12 protein-coding genes are annotated in these 19,019 nt (G+C 40.8%); 8 read left to right on the top strand and 4 right to left on the bottom strand.

The window, feature by feature from the left end; all coding sequences use genetic code 11:
- Positions 1-186 precede the first annotated feature (186 nt).
- Positions 187-573: a DUF3127 domain-containing protein gene (locus I6E24_RS10860; RefSeq protein WP_235328559.1), complete on the top strand. Its 387-nt coding sequence runs from the start codon at positions 187-189 to the stop codon at positions 571-573.
- A 92-nt stretch (positions 574-665) separates the two neighbouring features.
- Here I6E24_RS10860 and rho read toward each other — a convergent pair whose 3' ends face one another.
- Positions 666-2,732: a transcription termination factor Rho gene (gene rho / locus I6E24_RS10855; RefSeq protein ID WP_235328558.1), complete on the bottom strand. Its 2,067-nt coding sequence runs from the start codon at positions 2,730-2,732 to the stop codon at positions 666-668.
- 331 nt (positions 2,733-3,063) lie between these two features.
- On the opposite strand from rho, the gene I6E24_RS10850 reads away from it, so the two are divergent.
- Positions 3,064-3,441, top strand: a complete 378-nt coding sequence (locus I6E24_RS10850) for a RidA family protein (RefSeq protein ID WP_235328557.1) — start codon at positions 3,064-3,066, stop codon at positions 3,439-3,441.
- A gap of 90 nt (positions 3,442-3,531) precedes the next feature.
- Here the strand turns inward: I6E24_RS10850 and I6E24_RS10845 are convergent, their stop codons facing one another.
- Positions 3,532-6,105 carry an ATP-dependent Clp protease ATP-binding subunit gene (locus I6E24_RS10845; RefSeq protein WP_235328556.1) on the bottom strand — a complete coding sequence of 858 codons (2,574 nt, stop codon included), beginning with the start codon at positions 6,103-6,105 and terminating at the stop codon, positions 3,532-3,534.
- Positions 6,106-6,381: 276 nt separating this feature from the next.
- Here I6E24_RS10845 and gyrA point away from each other — a divergent pair, with 276 nt between their 5' ends.
- Both gyrA and I6E24_RS10835 read left to right on the top strand, forming a co-directional pair.
- Entirely contained in the window at positions 6,382-8,919 is a 2,538-nt protein-coding gene (gene gyrA / locus I6E24_RS10840) for a DNA gyrase subunit A (RefSeq protein ID WP_235328554.1), read from the top strand.
- 30 nt (positions 8,920-8,949) lie between these two features.
- Positions 8,950-10,167, top strand: a complete 1,218-nt coding sequence (locus I6E24_RS10835) for a tetratricopeptide repeat protein (RefSeq protein WP_235328552.1) — start codon at positions 8,950-8,952, stop codon at positions 10,165-10,167.
- Positions 10,168-10,274: 107 nt separating this feature from the next.
- Here I6E24_RS10835 and I6E24_RS10830 read toward each other — a convergent pair whose 3' ends face one another.
- Together I6E24_RS10830 and I6E24_RS10825 are read right to left on the bottom strand one after the other, a co-directional pair.
- Positions 10,275-10,484 carry a hypothetical protein gene (locus I6E24_RS10830; protein WP_204507886.1) on the bottom strand — a complete coding sequence of 70 codons (210 nt, stop codon included), beginning with the start codon at positions 10,482-10,484 and terminating at the stop codon, positions 10,275-10,277.
- On the bottom strand, positions 10,436-11,146 hold the full coding sequence (locus I6E24_RS10825; RefSeq protein WP_204507885.1) for a TonB-dependent receptor: 711 nt from the start codon (positions 11,144-11,146) through the stop codon (positions 10,436-10,438). Before I6E24_RS10825 ends, I6E24_RS10830 begins: the two co-directional genes overlap by 49 nt.
- Before the next feature lie 56 nt (positions 11,147-11,202).
- On the opposite strand from I6E24_RS10825, the gene I6E24_RS10820 reads away from it, so the two are divergent.
- The 4 genes from I6E24_RS10820 to I6E24_RS10805 all read left to right on the top strand — a co-directional run bounded on the left by I6E24_RS10820 (position 11,203) and on the right by I6E24_RS10805 (position 18,913).
- Entirely contained in the window at positions 11,203-11,859 is a 657-nt protein-coding gene (locus I6E24_RS10820; protein WP_235328551.1) for a hypothetical protein, read from the top strand.
- 189 nt (positions 11,860-12,048) lie between these two features.
- On the top strand, positions 12,049-14,382 hold the full coding sequence (locus tag I6E24_RS10815) for an outer membrane beta-barrel family protein (RefSeq protein WP_235328550.1): 2,334 nt from the start codon (positions 12,049-12,051) through the stop codon (positions 14,380-14,382).
- A 151-nt stretch (positions 14,383-14,533) separates the two neighbouring features.
- Positions 14,534-16,396: a tetratricopeptide repeat protein gene (locus I6E24_RS10810; RefSeq protein ID WP_235328549.1), complete on the top strand. Its 1,863-nt coding sequence runs from the start codon at positions 14,534-14,536 to the stop codon at positions 16,394-16,396.
- A gap of 189 nt (positions 16,397-16,585) precedes the next feature.
- Positions 16,586-18,913, top strand: a complete 2,328-nt coding sequence (locus I6E24_RS10805) for a TonB-dependent receptor domain-containing protein (RefSeq protein WP_235328548.1) — start codon at positions 16,586-16,588, stop codon at positions 18,911-18,913.
- Positions 18,914-19,019: the final 106 nt, after the last annotated feature.

The following is a 19,019-nucleotide window of genomic DNA, read 5'->3' as shown; positions in this document are numbered from 1 at the left end:
CGTTTACCATGTATATACTCTTATACGAGTCGAATAATCAAATGCCAAAGTTACAAAAAAAGATTGTTCGGCTAAAGCAATTGGTTGATAAAAATACCCTTCTGCAGATAAAAAATATTGTGAAAAATTAGTTCACTTCTTAGGAAAAGATTAATTTCGTGACCTAAAATCAAATGGAAAATTATTATGGAAATAACAGGAAGAATTATTGCTGTTCTTGAGCCTCGTGGTGGTGTGTCGAAATCTGGAAACAACTGGAAGGTTCAGGAGTATGTTTTGGAAACTAACGAGCAGTATCCTCGTAAGATGTGTTTTGACGTGTTTGGTGAAGATAAAATCCAGCAGTTCAACATACAGGCAGGTGAAGAACTTACAGTTTCGTTCGATATAGATGCCCGCGAATGGCAGGGCAGATGGTTTAACAGTATCAGAGCATGGAAAGTGGAAAGACCTTCTCAGAATATGGGTATGCAGCCTCAGCCGGCTGATTATTCTTTCCCTCCGGTATCATCGGCTCCTGTGCCTCCTGCTGACTTCTCGGCTACTGACGATAAGGACGATCTGCCTTTCTGATAATAAGGGATTTATAAAAAGAAAACAGCCATACCGCATTTCGATTTGAAGTGTTGCGGTATGGCTGTTTTTTTATTCTTGTGTTTAGGTAATTATGAATTCATGCTCAGCAGGAACTCGTCGTTGTCTTTAGTCTTTTCAAGTCTGTCTTTTACGAAATCCATTGCTTCTACAGGGTTCATGTCTGACAGATATTTGCGCAGAATCCACATTCTGTCAAGAGTAGTCTTGTCAAGTAGCAGGTCGTCGCGGCGTGTACTTGATGCTACAATGTTTACTGCAGGGAATATGCGCTTGTTGCTCAAGTTTCTGTCAAGCTGCAATTCCATGTTACCTGTACCCTTGAATTCTTCGAAGATAACTTCGTCCATCTTGGAACCTGTGTCGATGAGGGCTGTTGCAATGATAGTGAGCGAACCGCCTCCTTCGATATTACGTGCTGCACCGAAGAAACGTTTCGGCTTATGGAGTGCGTTTGCATCGACACCACCCGACAATACCTTACCGGATGCAGGCGATACAGTGTTGTAGGCACGTGCAAGACGGGTGATAGAGTCGAGGAATATTACTACATCGTGTCCGCTTTCCACCATACGTTTGGCTTTTTCAAGTACTATGCCCGCAATCTTTACGTGGCGTTCTGCCGGTTCGTCGAAAGTAGAGGCAATCACTTCTGCTTTTACGCTGCGTGCCATGTCTGTAACTTCTTCCGGACGTTCGTCGATGAGAAGCATTATCATGTATACTTCAGGGTGATTTTCCGCAATAGCGTTTGCTATATCCTTCATAAGGATAGTCTTACCGGTCTTAGGCTGTGCCACGATAAGTGCACGCTGTCCCTTACCGATAGGAGAGAACATGTCGACTACACGTGCTGACAAATTGTCATCATATCCCTTGCAGAGTTTGAATTTTTCATCTGGGAACAATGGTGTCAGATGGTCGAATGGTATACGGTCGCGAACCAGTGCAGGGTCGGCACCGTTTATCTTGTTTACTTTTACAAGTGGGAAATATTTTTCACCTTCTTTTGCAGGACGGATTGTGCCTTCCACTACGTCTCCTGTCTTAAGGCTATATGTCTTTATTTGCGACTGAGATACGTAGATGTCGTCCGGTGAAGAAAGATAATTATAGTCTGATGAACGAAGGAATCCATATCCGTCAGGCATGATTTCAAGAACGCCTGAACCTGAGATTATGTCTTCGAAATCGTAAACTTTTTCAACTGGTTTGGCTGGTTGTTGAGGTTCCGGCTCCTGTATCTGTTGAGTTGTCTCTTCTATATTCTGTTGAGATTCAGGAGCAGGTAATTTTATCTGTTGTACGGCAGGCAGTGAATTCTGTTGTGTCGCAGGTTCAGTTTGCTGTTTATTTTGCTGCTGTTTGTTGTTTTGAGCCTTGTTCTGCTGCTGTTTCTTATTGTTCTTTTTCTGTTTCTGCTGGAACTTATTGTCGTTCTGTGGCATAACAGGCGGTTCCACTTTTGTGGCTTCGAATTTTCCTAGCAATTCAGAAGGGATTTCAAATTTCTCAGAAGGAAGATCTTCTATTGGAATGAAGTCATCTCCACCCTTTAAATCCAGAGGAGGAAGCTCCATGTCGTCGTCCATAAATATTGGAACAGGAATTTCTTTCTTTTCTTCTATATTGGCTTTTGTGTTTTCACTATTTAAGAGTGTTTCTGTATTATCCTCTGTTTCCGTATTGTTTGAAATTTCGCCGTTGTTTGGCTTTACCTTGTTTTTTGTTCCAGGTTTTCTGCCTCTTTTTGCTTTAGGCTTTTCTTCAGTTGCAATTACCGGTGTTGCTCCTGTTTCTGTGGTGATTTCTTTTTTCTCTTCAGTATTTTCTTTTGAAATATTTCTTGTTTGTACCGAAGGGCTGTTGGCTTCAAGTTTCAAAGCTTTGTCTTTTGTTGCCGTATAAACTTTGTCGCCGTCTTTTTTGACGCTTATTCTTGTCCTTTTCTTTGTTTTTGCGTCACCTGTTTTGTCTGTATTTGCTTTCTGAGATGCACTTTTAATGGCTTGTTCGTCAAGGATCTTATAGACAAGTTCCTCTTTTTTTAGTGCATTAGTTTTTTTCAGACCCAACTCTTTGGCTATTTCTTGCAATTCAGACAGGTCTTTTTCATTTAATTGTATGATATTATACATAAAAGTGTGTGTATAAAATGTTATATTATAGTAATATTATATCCAAAATAAAGCTTATAGTGTTTTTGCTCAATATACACTTCAAGAGTGCATACATCCAAAGACTATAATACTTGTGTAAATGTAACTTACTAAAAGATTGTTTGATTTATATTTGAAGAATTGTAGCGTGTTAAAGCATTCCCATGATGCTGTGCTACCTGAGTACAAAAGTACATATTTTTATTTTGTTTGCAAAGTTTTTGTCTGTTTTTTGCGTTTATACAATGGTAAAATCAGGATTTTGTGTTAATTTAGCGTGCGAAAAATATTATTAATATCAAAAACATTTATGAAGAAGGTTATTTTTACAGAGAAAGCGCCTGCTGCTATAGGTCCATATAGCCAGGCTATAGAAGCTAACGGTATGGTTTTCATGTCAGGTCAGATTCCTGTTAATCCTGCTACAGGTGAATTCGTAGAGGGAGGTATTGTTGAGCAGACTACACAGGTGTTCGAAAATATCAAGAATGTGTTGGCAGAGGCTGGTCTTACTACTGCGAATGTGGTTAAGACAACTGTTTTCCTGGCAGATATGTCAATGTTTGCAGAAATGAACGAAGTTTATGCAAAATATTTTGAAGGAGCATATCCGGCTCGTTCTGCAGTGGCTGTCAAGGCTTTGCCAAAAGGCGCTTTGGTAGAAATCGAATGTATTGCCGTAAGATAATTTTTGTTGTTTGAGGCATAATGGAAAACTCTCTGTCATTCCGCTTGTTTTGAATGACAGAGAGTTCTTTTTTTTGTTTGTCAGCAAAGTTTATTCGCCGGTTTTTATTACTATTTCTTTTTCTTCCTCATCGGTATCTACAGATATGCGGCATCCTTCGCTTAATTCCGTTTCTACCAGATATTCAGCCAGTTTGTCTTCTATATTGTTCTGGATAGCTCTTTTGATAGGGCGGGCGCCATACTGAGTGTCTTCACCTTTTCTGGCTATCAGGCTTTTGGCTCTTTCTGTTATCGAAATATTGTAACCAAGATTGCTGATTCTGCCGAACAGTCCGTTGAGCTCTATTTCGGTTATTTTTACCAAATTCTCATGGTTAAGCTGTTTGAACGGAATAATGTCGTCCAGACGGTTGATAAACTCTGGGGCAAAAGTCTTTTCGAGCGCTTTCCTGATTATATCGTTAGAGTGCTCCTCGTCATCTTTACGTGAGATGGCATTGAAGCCTATTCCTTTGCCGAATTCTTTCAGCTGTCGGCTTCCCACGTTCGATGTCATGATTATTACGGTATTCTTGAAATCTACTGTTCTGCCTGTGCTGTCGGTCAGTCTTCCCTCGTCCATTATCTGTAGAAGGAAGTTGAACACGTCGTGATGGGCCTTTTCTATTTCATCCAGTAGTACAATTGAGTACGGCTTGCGTCTTACTTTTTCTGTAAGTTGTCCACCTTCATCATATCCGATATATCCCGGAGGTGCTCCAACCATTCTTGATACTGCATATTTCTCCATATATTCGCTCATGTCGATACGGATGAGCGAGTCTTTAGAACCGAAAAGCTCTTCGCCTAAAATTTTTGCCAGATGGGTTTTACCTACTCCGGTAGGACCTGTAAACAGGAATGTACCAATAGGCTTGTTAGGGTCTTTCAGTCCCACACGGCTGCGTTTGATAGCCTTAACGAGTTTCTCTACAGCATCGTTCTGTCCGATAACTTTTGAAGTGAGGGCCTCCTGCATGTGTTTCAGCTTGTTGGCTTCCGTGCTGCCTACTTTTTTCAATGGGACTCCGGACATCAATGATACTATTTCTTCGATGTTCTCTTTGTTTACAGTCTCACGGTTCTGTCTGGATTTCTCGTATACTTCCTTTTTTATTATCTCCAATTGGTTCTGGAGCATCTTTTCCTTGTCTCTGAGCCCTGCCGCCAGTTCATAATTCTGAAGCTTGATGGCCTCATTCTTATGTTCGTTGGTCTCCTTTATCAGTCTTTCCTGTTCATCAATTTCTTTAGGAACAGAAACATTCATCAGATGAATTCTGGAGCCGGCTTCGTCTATTGCGTCGATAGCCTTGTCCGGAAAGAATCTGTCTGTGATATATCTGTCAGTCAGTTCCACGCATGTCTTTATCGCCTCGTCGGTGTATCTCACATTATGGTAATCCTCGTACTGCTCCTTTATGTTCATAAGGATTTGCAGAGTTTCTTCCTTAGTGGTAGGCTCTACATTTACTTTCTGGAACCTTCTTTCCAGAGCGCCGTCTTTTTCGATTGATTTTCTGTATTCGTCCAGTGTTGTAGCTCCGATACACTGCAGTTCGCCTCTTGCCAACGATGGTTTCAGTATGTTTGCCGCATCCATCGAACCGGCTGCCGATCCTGCGCCTATTATGGTATGTATCTCGTCAATGAAAAGAATGACATTCTTATTGCTTTTCGCTTCATTGATGATTTTGATGATTCTTTCTTCAAATTCGCCGCGGTATTTTGTTCCTGCCACTACTGAAGTCAGGTCAAGCATTATTATAATCTTGTCAAACAGTATTCTTGGAACTTTCTTTTCGGCAATTCTGGCTGCCAGTCCTTCTACTATTGCAGATTTTCCTACGCCCGGCTCACCTATCAGGACAGGGTTGTTTTTCTTTCTGCGACACAGTATTTGAGTCACGCGTTCTATCTCTTTTTCGCGTCCCACGACCTTGTCAAGCTTTCCGCTGGCAGCAGCCTGAGTCAGATCTATACCGAATTTGTTAAGGAAAGGAAGTTTGTTGTCGCCGTTGTCTGTCTTTTCCTTTTGTGTCTGGGAGATATTATCGCTGTTCCCCCTTGAAAAATTACCGAAATTACCTGAACTTTTGTTCCAGTCACGACGTTCTATTCCGTCATCTTCCTCTTCATTCTCGTCAAAACTCAGTCCTGAAGATGGGGTAGAGGATGAATTTCCGGAAATTCTGCCTGTTATTTTTTCGTAAGTGATATTGTTTTGCATCAATATTTGTGCTGCGTTGTTTTTTTCTTCTTTCATGATTCCCAATAAAATGTGTTCTGATCCTATTTCGTCTTTATTTTGTAGCTTTGATTCCAGCAGACATAATCTTAATACCCTTGTGGATTTATCGTCAAAGTATAAATCCTTTAATTCCACTTTTTCAGGTTCCGTTTCATTCAGATTGTTCCTGATGGCTTCTTCCAGCTCTGTCCTGATTTTCTTTAAATCAGCATAAAGACTTTTTATTATTGTATTTGCATGACAGTCATCGTCCCTTATGATTCCTAAAAGGATATGTTCGGGCATAATGAATGGGGCATCCGTTCTGGCTGCCTCTTCCTTGCTGTAAATAATGACGTTTGTAGCTTCTTTCGTATATGATATTTTATTCATCTCTCCGTGCTTGCTCTCTTGTGTGATAAATAAAAAATGTAAAGTTTCAGTGTCTTGCCGTACAATATTTGGCAAATATATCATTTTATAATGCAACCAACAAATTCTGTGCCATTATTTATGTCCTGAAATATTGTCTTGTTTTATCCTCATTTGAGTAAAAAAGTTTAATCTTGTACACATTTTCACGTAAAAAGTTTCGTATATCGTCTAAAAGTAGTACTTTAGCATGGTTTTTCGTGAACCGAAAGAGATGTATAATTAATATTTGTTTAAATGCAAGAACAAGACAGAATTATAAAAATTAACATCGAAGAGGAAATGAAGTCGTCGTACATCGATTACTCAATGTCTGTAATCGTGGCACGCGCCCTCCCGGATGTGAGAGATGGATTCAAACCAGTACATCGCCGTATACTGTACGGAATGATGGAGCTGGGAAATACTTCGGACAAACCTTATAAGAAATCAGCCAGAATAGTTGGTGAGGTGCTTGGTAAATACCACCCGCATGGTGACTCGTCTGTTTATGGGGCATTGGTACGTATGGCGCAGGATTGGGCTATGCGTTATCCTTTGGTTGACGGACAGGGTAACTTTGGCTCTGTCGACGGTGACAGTCCGGCTGCCATGCGTTATACTGAAGCAAGACTTAAGAAGATAGGTGAGGAAATGATGCAGGACTTGTACAAGGAGACTGTTGATTTCCAAAACAACTTCGATGATACTCTCCAGGAACCTACCGTTATGCCTACACGTATTCCGAACCTGCTGGTGAACGGTGCTTCCGGTATTGCCGTAGGTATGGCAACCAATATGCCGACACACAATCTGGCTGAGGTTATTGACGGATGTGTGGCATATATCGACAATAATGAAATAGATGTTGATGGCCTGATGCAATATATCAAGGCTCCTGATTTCCCTACAGGCGGATATATATATGGTGTAAGTGGAGTAAGAGATGCATACGAAACAGGTCGCGGACGTGTAGTGATGCGCGCCAAGACTGAAATCGAGACTCACACTAATCATGACAAGATAATCGTAAACGAAATCCCTTATAACGTAAACAAGAAAGAACTTATCGAGCATATCGCTTCCCTAGTAAACGAGAAGAAGATTGAAGGTATCTCATACGTGAACGACGAATCCGACCGCGAAGGTATGCGTATCGTGATAGACGTGAAGCGTGATGCCAATGCAAGTGTAGTTCTGAACAAACTGTTCAAGATGACTGCATTGCAGACTTCTTTCGGAGTGAACAATATCGCTCTTGTCAAGGGACGTCCTCGTCTGCTCAATCTTAAAGACCTGATAAGACTGTTTGTCGAACACAGACACGAAGTAGTTATACGCCGTACTCAGTACGATTTGCGTAAGGCACAGGAACGTGCACACATTCTTGAAGGTCTTATCATCGCTTCGGACAATATTGATGAAGTTATAAAAATAATACGTGCAGCCAAGACTCCTAACGAAGCCATCACTAACCTGATGAACCGCTTTGAACTCAGTGAAATCCAGGCACGTGCTATCGTAGAGATGCGTCTCCGCCAGCTGACAGGTCTGTTGCAGGAACAGCTTCATGCCGAATACGAAGAGATTATGAAGCAGATAGCTTACTATCAGGAAATCCTTTCAAACGATGAACTCTGTATGAAGGTTATCAAGGACGAACTGATAGAAGTTAAGGAAAAATATGGCGACAAGCGTCGCTCTGAAATAGTTTATGCTTCGGAAGAATTCAATCCTGAAGACTTCTATGCAGACGATCAGATGGTTATCACTATCTCTCATCTGGGATATATCAAGCGTACTCCGCTGGCTGACTTCCACGCACAGAACAGAGGCGGTGTAGGTTCAAAAGGCAGTGAAACCCGCGATGAGGACTTCATTGAACATATCTATCCGGCTACAATGCACAACACTATGCTGTTCTTCACTCAGAAAGGTAAGTGCTACTGGCTGAAGGTGTATGAAATTCCTGAAGGAAACAAGACTTCAAAGGGACGTGCAATACAGAACCTGCTTAACATCGAAAGTGATGATGCTGTAACTGCATACTTGCGTGTGAAGAATCTTAATGACAAGGAATTCATCAACAGCCATTACGTATTATTCTGCACTAAACAGGGTGTTATCAAGAAAACACTCCTTGAACAGTATTCACGTCCACGTCAGAATGGTGTGAACGCTATTACTATCCGCGAAGACGACAGAGTGATAGAAGTTCGTATGACTAACGGTAACAATGAAATTGTTATAGCAAACCGTAACGGACGTGCCATACGTTTCCACGAAAGTGCCGTACGCGAAATGGGACGTACTGCTACCGGTGTACGTGGTATTACTATTGACGAAGACGGACAGGATGAAGTTATAGGAATGATTTGCATTAAGGATCCTGAAAAGGAAACTATAATGGTGGTTTCTGAAAACGGTTATGGTAAACGTTCTGACATCGAGGACTACCGCAAGACAAACCGTGGCGGTAAAGGTGTCAAGACATTGAACATTACCGAGAAGACAGGCTCACTTGTTGCAATCAAATCTGTGACAGACGAAAATGACCTGATGATTATAAACAAGTCCGGTATAACAATCCGTGTCAAAGTGGCTGATTTCCGTATTATGGGACGTGCTACTCAGGGTGTTAAACTTATCGATCTTGAGAAACGAAATGACAGTATCGGTTCTGTATGTAAGGTAACTTCACAGGCAGAAGAAGAGGCAGCTGCCACTCAGGAAGAAGTTTCTCAGGAGAATGAGACTGAAAACAATACTAATGAACCCCAAGAAGAGAATAATTAAAACAATTGACTTACTAAAATTTAAAACATTATGAAAAAAGTATTACTAACTGCAGCTGTGCTGTTTACTACATGCGCAGTATCAGCACAGACTAGTGTTGTAAAAGAAGCGAAATCTTCTAAGAGTGATCCTGTAAAGGCTGCTCAGATTATTGAACCTGCATTGAGCGATCCTACAACAGCCAATGATCCTGAAACATGGAAGCTTGCCGGGGATTTCCAGAAAGCAATCTACGACGATGAGAATATGAAACTCTATCTTCCAGGTGGACAGGCAGACACTACTAAGTTGTATAACAGTTTGGCTAAAATGTTCGAATATTACATGAAATGTGATGAAGTAGAACAGGCTAAGGTTGCAAGCGGCGAGCTTAAGAAACCAAAACTCAGAAAGAAATTGGCTAAGACATTGGTTTCTGTACGTCCTAACTTGACAAATGCAGGATCTGATGCATACAATTCAGGTAAGTATGATGCTGCTTTGCAGTTCTTCGGACTTTATTGCGATGCTGTTACTGCACCTATATTCTCAGATATGGATGAGGTTAAGAACGATACACTTGTTCCTCTTATTGCAAACTATGCTACACTGGCTGCCAATTCATTGAAAAACAATGAAGCAGTTATCAAGTATGCGGAAATGGGAAAGAACCACAAGGAAGAAGGTTACAGAGCTTTGATGTGTCTTGCTGAAGTTTATAAGTCAGATGAGGCTAAAGACTCAATTAAATGGCTTGCTGCAATCAAGGAAGGTGTAGAAAGATTCCCAAATCAGGAATATTTCGTAGGTAACCTGATGGACAACTATATTCAGAAAGGTCAAGTAACAGAAGCTTTGGCTGAAATTGACGGTATCATTGCTAATAATCCTTCTGCATATTTCTTGTATGTAAAAGGTGTACTTCAGTATGAAAACAAAGACTATGAAGGTGCAATAGCTACATTGCAGCAGATTGTTGACAAGAACGACGGTTTCGTGGCAGAAGCATATTCCAAAATGGGTGACTGCTACTTCTTCCCTGGTCAGGATATAGAAGAAGCTAACTCTCAGCTTGCAATGGACGATCCTAAATATGCAGAAGGTGAAGCTAAGATTAAAGAACTTTATTCAAAAGCATTGCCATACTACGAAAAAGCTAAAGAGATAGCTCCAGACAACAAAGCTTTGTGGGGACAGTACATGTTGAGAATCTATTGGAAACTTAACAGAGCTGAATACGAAGCTCTTGAAAAAGAACTTGGATATTAATCTTATAGGTTCAGATATGAAACAAAAAATCCTGGTCGGTTGAGATCAGGATTTTTTGTTATTATATGTTTTAAAGAGTTATGTAATGGCAGATGTAATTGATAAAATCAGAACTTAAAGCTTATGCTACCGTATGGAAGACAATTCTCTGATAAATGTACAGAATAGAAATCCACTATATCTTCTTCAGGCGGATTGCCAAGCAGGTTATACAGACCACATCTGAGAAGCAGCAATTTGTCTCCGAAATCTTTCTTGAATGTGTATCCTATGTCAATTCTGTAATTGAATTCTCCTCGTGTTTGCCTGAATCCCAAATCCTTGTCGCTCTCATTCTGAAGTCTGTAGGCAGAGCGAAACCATTGAAACTGATATAATGGTAGAACTGTTCCATCTTGGAAAAATTCAGATATATCAGATTGTTTTTCCCTGGTGTGAAATTCAATGCGAATCGAGGTTGAATGCTGTAATAATTTCGGAAATTTACAGGATTGTATGCTACGAAATGTACTCCTACACGCGTAGAAACCTTGTCTGTTATGCGGACGTTATTGTCGTAGTACAGCGAATACTGGTTTATTGTCTCATTCTGTTTCCTGATATTATCTCCGAAGGCAGTCATCTCGTACACCTCGTGTGAGTATTTGAATCCCCAGCGTGTTGAGTAAATGTTTTCAGGGCTATAAGTAAATTCCGTATTGAAATTGATGGTCTTTATGCCGCTACTTATCTCATTGTTTTCTGTATCCTTTTCCGCCTGTTTATTGGAGTATTCATTATTCAGCTCTTTATTCCGACTGTCTTCCCATCCGTCGTCAGAGTCCATGTCATCTCCAAAGCTGTCATCACCCGGGCCAAAACCAAGCACATCTGCATTGGCACGGCTTATATGCGACGAGTAGTATGCGGAGGTTGTATTACCTAATTTCCCCCACATTCCGCTATACGTAGCCTTATATATCTGGTTGTTCCATTTCACTATCGGTATGGCTTCTTCTGTGTAAAGTGGAAATCTGAACTCGTCAAACGTATTATATGCAAAGAACTTTAAGGAACTTGTTCCCGACAGATAGTATGAGAGTTTTGCCGTATAGTCTAAAGAGTAGTGGTTCAGTCTGTTTTCGGCAGATAAAAGTTCGTCGAAGTAATGCTGAAGATATAGAATCATACCGTGAACAGATAGACAGTCTTCAGTCAGAGAATGGCAGGCTGTCTGAAAATATAGCCACTCTGCAAAATCACATTGCCGAATATACCTCTAAACTTGACAAGGCCCGCCGTGATACTGAGAAGTTCCGTAGCATATCAGAAGAGAATCTTAACCTGAAGCAGCGTGAGCGTATGCTTGCCGAATATGTTGTAGATAATGACAGCCTTGTGAAGGAACTTAGAGAGAAATGCCGTGTTCTTGATGATATGGAATGGGGGACTCTGGAGCAAATGTGCGAAAGTACGTACGGTAATTTCGTGAGCCGTATGCAGAGTATCTGTCCGACACTTACAAAGCAGGAGCTTCATTTTTGTATTCTGATCAAGCTCCGTTTCAGCAACACTCAGATGTCGGAGATATTCGGTGTCAGTGTCTCCTCGGTATCCCAGAAGAAGTTCCGTCTGAAGAAGCATTTGAGTGAATCGTTGGAAGGCGGTCTTAATGAGGATATGACGCTAGATAGGTGGGTGGTAGAGTTCTGAAAAATGAAAATGTAGAGATTGATATAATCGTATAATACGGTATAATGCGCATATAATCAGCGTGTTATGTCGTATTTTGTTAATAGCTAAATGTAGAGATACTTTTTAAATGTTGTATTGTTATATGTTCTAATTTTGCATTCGGAGATATAAACCATGAGCAATAATAACCTAAAAAGTATCTTTATAATGAAAGCGATTAAAACTTTTTTATTTACATCTTTAATGGTCTTCTTGCCGGTAATTCTATCCGCACAGACCGTAAGCGGAAAACTGGTTGACGAGAAGAACAAACCACTGCCTTTTGCTAATGTTGTACTGCTGTCTTTGCCGGATTCTGCGTTTGTGAGCGGAACCATCAGCGGTGAGGACGGAACTTTCACACTGGAGGCAACATCGGAAAACCAGATAGTGAAAATATCTTCTATTGGATATAAGACCGTGTGTAAGCCGATATCTTCGGCAAATATCGGTATCGTGCAGCTCGTATCTGATGCACAGATACTTGGTGAAGTGGTGGTAAAGGGTGATTTGCCTAAAACACGCGTTAAGGGTGATGCCATGGTCACTGAAGTAAAGAATAGCAAACTGTCTTATGCCGGTACAGCCAATGATGTATTGCGCAAATTGCCTGGTGTGGCAGATGTAGGCAACGGTTTGCAAGTATTAGGGCGAGGAACACCGGAGTATTATATAAACGGACGCAAGGTACGTGACCTTTCAGAACTTGACCAGTTATCCAGTACCAGTATTCGGAATGTGGAGGTCGTGATGAACCCAGGTGCTCGTTACGATGCATCTGTGAAGGCTGTTATACGTATTAATACACAAAAACCGGCAGGTGAGGGTTTTGGCTTTGACAATCGTTTAATGGGAGATTACAACAAGAAAGCGGGATGGCTGGACCAGTTCAACTTTAATTACCGAAAGAATAACTTTGATTTGTTTGGCCTTTTGTTTTATTCTGACAGCTACTACTGGAAGACTCATCAGGCCGTTCAGGATACTTATCTGGATAAACACTGGAAACAGGAAAGTCTTACAGATGTGGAAAGCCGGAGCAGGACATTTACCGGTAGGTTGGGTATGAATTATGTGTTTAATAACAATCATTCGTTGGGCGCATATTATCGTATCTCAAGGCAACCGTATTACAAAAATTATATGGATGTATATACCGATGTATTCAGTAATGGAACGGATTATGAATCTTCTGACAACTCTTCCGTCGGCTCTAATGATTATACCAAACATACTCTTGATTTGTATTATAACGGCAATGCCGGTAACTGGCAAATTGATGTGGATGGTAATGCCATCTGGCAGACAACTGATGCGGACAATCTGGCAAATGAGCAGATAAATGCCATGGACGGAACCAACTCTGTCCGCAATGTAACTACATACAGTGACACTGAATATGAATTTTATGCTGCCAAGGTTGTATTGTCACGCCCTTTATGGGGAGGTAATTTCTCTGTTGGTGCAGAATATGGATATATGAACAGAAACATGGACTATCGTAATCCCGAAGGTATCATATCCGACAGTAAAGATGAAATTAATGAGAACAACGCTTCTGCCTATGCAGAATACAGCAAGGCATTTGGCAAAGTAAACGCTCAGCTGGGCATCCGATACGAGTACGATGATTTTGATTATTATGTAAATGATGAACATCAGAAAGATCAGAGTAAGGTTTACCACAATGTGTTTCCTTCGGCATCGCTTTTCTTTCCACTTGGAAAAACACAGGTTATGTTGCAGTACAGATCGGAGATACAGCGTCCGCGTTACTCACAACTGAGCAGCCAGGTGGTATATATCAATCGTTATACTTATGAAGGCGGAAACCCGTTGTTGAGACCAGTCATGACAAACTCACTAAACTTAGGTGTATCCTACAGATGGTTGTCTGGGCGTGCAGGATACCAGCATGTTAAAGATGATATCTTTAATACAAGTTATCCATACTCAAGCGAAGATCCTACCATCGCATTGATAAGCCAGAACAATTCACCCGCTTATGACATGCTGTTTGTCGCTGTAACTGCCGCTCCTACCATAGGTAAATGGTCGCCTTCCTGGACAGCCAGCTTAAACAAACAATGGCTGGAGGTGGAAAGCCCTGAAGGTAACATTAATCTGAACAAGCCATTGTTTATGCTTAACTGGGACAACAGTCTTGAATTGCCTATGGGATTCCTTTTAAACATGGGTGTCAGATGGATGAGTACAGGCGATATGCAGAATACCAGATTGGACGAACAGAGCTGGTCGGTAAACGGAAGCTTGCATAAATCTATCATGAATGGCAGAATGAGTTTTCTGCTTCAAGCCAATGATATCTTTAATACTCAAAAACAATACGGGACTTTATATTCCGGAGAGGTGCGTACTATCAAGATGTATAACGACCCCAATGCACGCAGTGTCAGCCTGACTGTCCGCTATAAGTTTAATACAACCAGAAGCAAGTACAAGGGAACAGGAGCCGGAGACAGCCAGAAGAGCCGTATGTAAATATATTTTGATTCAATTAGTTTAAAAAACTCTCTTAAATTCAGACTAGGGTGGCTTTAGTCATTAAGGCTGCCCTTTTCACTTAACAAAATGTACGAATTGATGTGTATAGTGCCGGAATATTTTTATTTTTGCAGGAAATTTTTGTGAAATGAAAAAGATAACCCACTATATACTGTACATTCTGATTGCTTGTACAGCCCTTTTGAATATTCAATGCAGCGGAAACGGCAAGGAGAAAACACCGCTTCCGGAACTGGTTCATGCTGAATCTGTGATGTTTGATCATCCGGACAGTGCGCTTCATATCCTGAAGGCCATGCCGATGCCTTCAGCACGCTGGGATAAGGAGAACCATGCGTTGTGGTGTCTGCTGAATACACAGGCAAAGGTAAAACAGCTGATGAAAATCTCCTCTGATTCCCTTGTGAGGATAGCATACGATTATTACAAGCCAACAAACAATGCCCGCAGAAAGGCTATGTCTGCTCTTTATATGGGAGATATAAATTATGATCTTGGGTATATAGAAGAAGCGATGCAGTATTATCTGGAAGGCAAAACAGAGGTGGAGAAAACGGATGATTATAAGACTGGATATCTGATAATGTCTTCTTTAACAAATCTCTATTTATTCCGTGATTTTGCTGATTATGCACTTGAAGCTTGTATGAAGGCATACGATTATGCTGTGAAAGATTCTAACAGTCGCTATCAGATGACATCTTTAGGATTGTTGTCCAGATGTTATTGCATATCAAATGAATTTCCAAAAGCAATAGAAACCTATCAGAAAACTGCTGCAAAAGCCGTTGAACTCGGATTTGAAAACGATGAATATTATTATTCAATACAAAAAGAAATTGCTTTGGTTTATACGAACAGTTGGAAGTTTGAAAAGTCATTGGAAATTCTAAAAGCATTACCTAAGATGTATCAGCCATCATTGCTGATTGGTACAAATTATTTAATGCTAAATCAGTATGATTCTGCATATTTATATTTGAATAAGGACTTAAATACGGATAATGTTTATACCAAAAAATCTATATATAAAGCTCTGTATCAATTGGGTGATACCCCTGAATACCGTAAATATCTGAAAACCTATTGCGATTCACTTCTTTTCTATACAGACTCTGTCATGTCCTTAGACAAAGGCAAGGAAATCATCGCCTATAAAGAGAAGTACGACCATCAGAAACTCATTACCGAACAGCAGCGTCTGAAGCTGGAGAAGGCAGATGCGCAGCGTATGCTGTTCATTATCACGATATGCCTGATTGTGGTTATAGCTGTTGTAGCATATTTTTACCAGAAACGCCTTGTCCGTAAGGAAATCACTATCCGCAAACAGTCGGAACAGCTGCAGGACTTCATGCTTCAACTTCACGAATACGAGACACGTCTCATGCAGAACAACCGCTACATGGACGAGCTGCAGGAGCAGATATCCCGTCAGGAAGTTAATGCTGAAGATATAGATTCATACCGTGAACAGATAGACAGTCTTCAGTCAGAGAATAGCAGGCTGTCTGAAAATATAGCCACTCTGCAAAATCACATTGCCGAATATACTTCTAAGCTTGACAAGGCCCGTCGTGATACTGAGAAGTTCCGTAGTATATCAGAAGAGAACCTTAACCTTAAGCAGCGTGAGCGTATGCTTGCCGACTATGTTGTGGATAATGACAGCCTTGTGAAGGAACTTAGAGAGAAAAGCCGTGTTCTTGATGATATGGAATGGGAGACTCTGGAGCAAATGTGCGAAAGTGCGTACGGTAATTTCGTGAGCCGTATGCAGAGTATCTGTCCGACATTTACGAGGCAGGAACTTCATCTTTGCATTCTGATCAAGCTCCGTTTCAGCAACACTCAGATGTCAGATATATTCGGTGTGAGTGTCTCTTCGGTATCCCAGAAGAAGTTCCGTCTGAAGAAGCATTTGAGTGATTCACTGGAAGGGGGTCTTCCTGAGGATATGACACTCGACAGATGGGTGGCAGAGTTCTGAAAATAGAAAATGTAGAGATTAACACAATTGTATAATATGGCATAATACGCATATAATCAGTGTATTATGCCGTATTTTGTTAATGACTAAATGTAGAGATACTTTTTAAATGGTGTATTGTTATATGGTATAACTTTGCATTCGGAGATATAAATCATGAGCAATAATAACCTAAAAAGTATCTTTATAATGAAAGCGATTAAAACTTTTTTATTAACATCTTTAATGGTCTTCTTGCCGGTAATTTTATCCGCACAGACCGTAAGCGGAAAATTGATTGACGAGAAGGAAAAACCACTGCCTTTTGCTAATGTTGTACTGCTGTCGTTACCGGATTCTGCGTTTGTGAGCGGAACCATCAGCGGAGAGGACGGATCTTTCACTCTGGAGGCAACATCGGAAAACCAGATAGTGAGAATATCATCTATAGGATATAAGACCGTATTTAAGCCTGTATCTCCGGCGAATATCGGTATCGTGCAGCTTGAATCGGACGCACAACAATTAGGAGAAGTAGTGGTAAAGGCAGACTTGCCTAAAACACGTGTAAAAGGCAATGCTATGGTGACGACTGTGACAGGAAGTGTGCTTGAAAAAGCAGGAACGGGAAATGACCTGCTCGACAAGATACCTGGCTTATCGGCAAATAATGGCTCGGTTAACGTATTCGGAAGCGGAAAGGCTGAAATCTATATCAACGGAAGAAAAATGAGAAACAGCTCTGAGCTTGACCAACTGTCGTCCGAAAATATTAAAAGCGTAGAGGTCCTCCGCAATCCTGGTGCCAGATATGATGCTTCAGTGAAGGCTGTAGTGCGTATAATAACCAAAAAGCCACAGGGAGAAGGATTCGGTTTCAACAACCGTACATATTTGGGATACCAATATGACCTTGCTTTGCTCGACCAGTTCAACTTTAATTACCGCAAGGGAGGATTCGACCTCGGAGGAATGCTATTAGGAAGCGACTACAAGTTCGAAAACAACAAGATTATTACACAGAAAACATACCTGGATAAAGTCTGGACACAAAATTCAGATATGAAAAATCCGACTCATAGCCAGTACCTTTCTGCCATGCTTTCCTTGAATTACCAGTTCAATGAAAATCATGTGATGGGGGTAAGGTATGATTTTAGCAGAAGTCCTAAAATTGAGATGCGAGCGTATATGAACTCTTCCATTCATGTGGATAATCTACTTGAAGAAGAAAGCAAAAGTAAACTACATTCATTAACCACAAACAACAGTCATACTGTGAATGCCTACTATAATGGAAGTTTCAATGACTGGAAAGTGGATTTTAATGTGGATGGAATGTGGATAGATAACAATAATCCAACTGTTTCAGAAGAAAATGTCAAGAAACCGGACAATACTGAAGACAATCGCATTATCCATACATTAGGGAATAGTAGTAATGAACTTTACGCCGCCAAACTGATAATGGATCATCCATTATGGGGTGGTAGTTTCTCCATCGGTAGTGAATACACCTACAGCAACCGTATAGACAGATACGCAAACGATGAGAATATTATCCCTGACAACGAGAATAGAATCAGGGAAAATGCCATATCTGCATTTGCCATGTACGCACGCAGTTTCGGCCAGTTGCAAGCTCAGGCTGGTGTGAGATACGAGCATCTGGGTTCCGACTACTATGAGTTCGGCAAAAGAATGGATGAGCAAAGCCGTACATACGACAATGTATTTCCTTCAATATCCGTATCATATCCTATTGGTAAAGTCCAGATGATGCTGAGTTATTCAGGCAATATAGAACGGCCAAGCTACAACAATCTGTCAAGTTCTATAATATACGCCAACAAATATACATACGAGAGTGGAAATCCGTTTCTGCGTTCTTCCATACTAAATACGTTGTCGTTCAACACTTCATGGAAATGGCTCTATTTCAGTATGAATTACAGCCATATCAAGGATATGCAGACACAGATAAGCCAGTCATATTCGGATGAAGATCCTTCCATCTCTCTGTTCACTCATACCAATGTCCCTAAAATGGACAAGCTGAATGCCACTTTATCTGCATCGCCTACGATAGGTATATGGTCACCGCAGTTCACAGCCATGTACAGCCAGCAATGGCTTGTGATGGACACACCGGACGGTCCAAAAAATCTTAATAATCCTATCGGATATTTCCAATGGAACAATACATTCAGCTTTCGCAAAGATTTCCAGTTCAGTATAGATCTGGAGACTTCAACACGAGGTGAAGACATCACCTACCGTACAATCAAGCCGGGAAGTTCGGTAAACCTTTCATTATATAAAGGATTCTTGGATGGTAAACTGGCCGTGCAACTGCAAGCTAACGACATTTTCAATACTTCATCTTCGGACTTACTGTTGTACAGCGGTAACCGCATTATGATATATGAGCCGGAATCTCGCCGTAGCTTTGGTATGACAGTACGATACAAGTTCAATGCAACCAAGAGCAAATACAAAGGAACCGGAGCCGGCGATAGCCAGAAGAGCCGTATGTAAATATATTTTGATTCAATTAGTTTAAAAAACTCTCTTAAATTCAGACTAGGGTGGCTTTAGTCATTAAGGCTGCCCTTTTCACTTAACAAAATGTACGAATTGATGT

The sequence above is a fragment of the Bacteroides caecigallinarum genome, from assembly GCF_021530995.1.
In the GTDB taxonomy this organism is placed as follows: domain Bacteria; phylum Bacteroidota; class Bacteroidia; order Bacteroidales; family Bacteroidaceae; genus Phocaeicola; species Phocaeicola faecigallinarum.
Note: the sequence above shows the minus strand (reverse complement) of the source record. Positions and strands in the feature narration are given on the sequence as shown.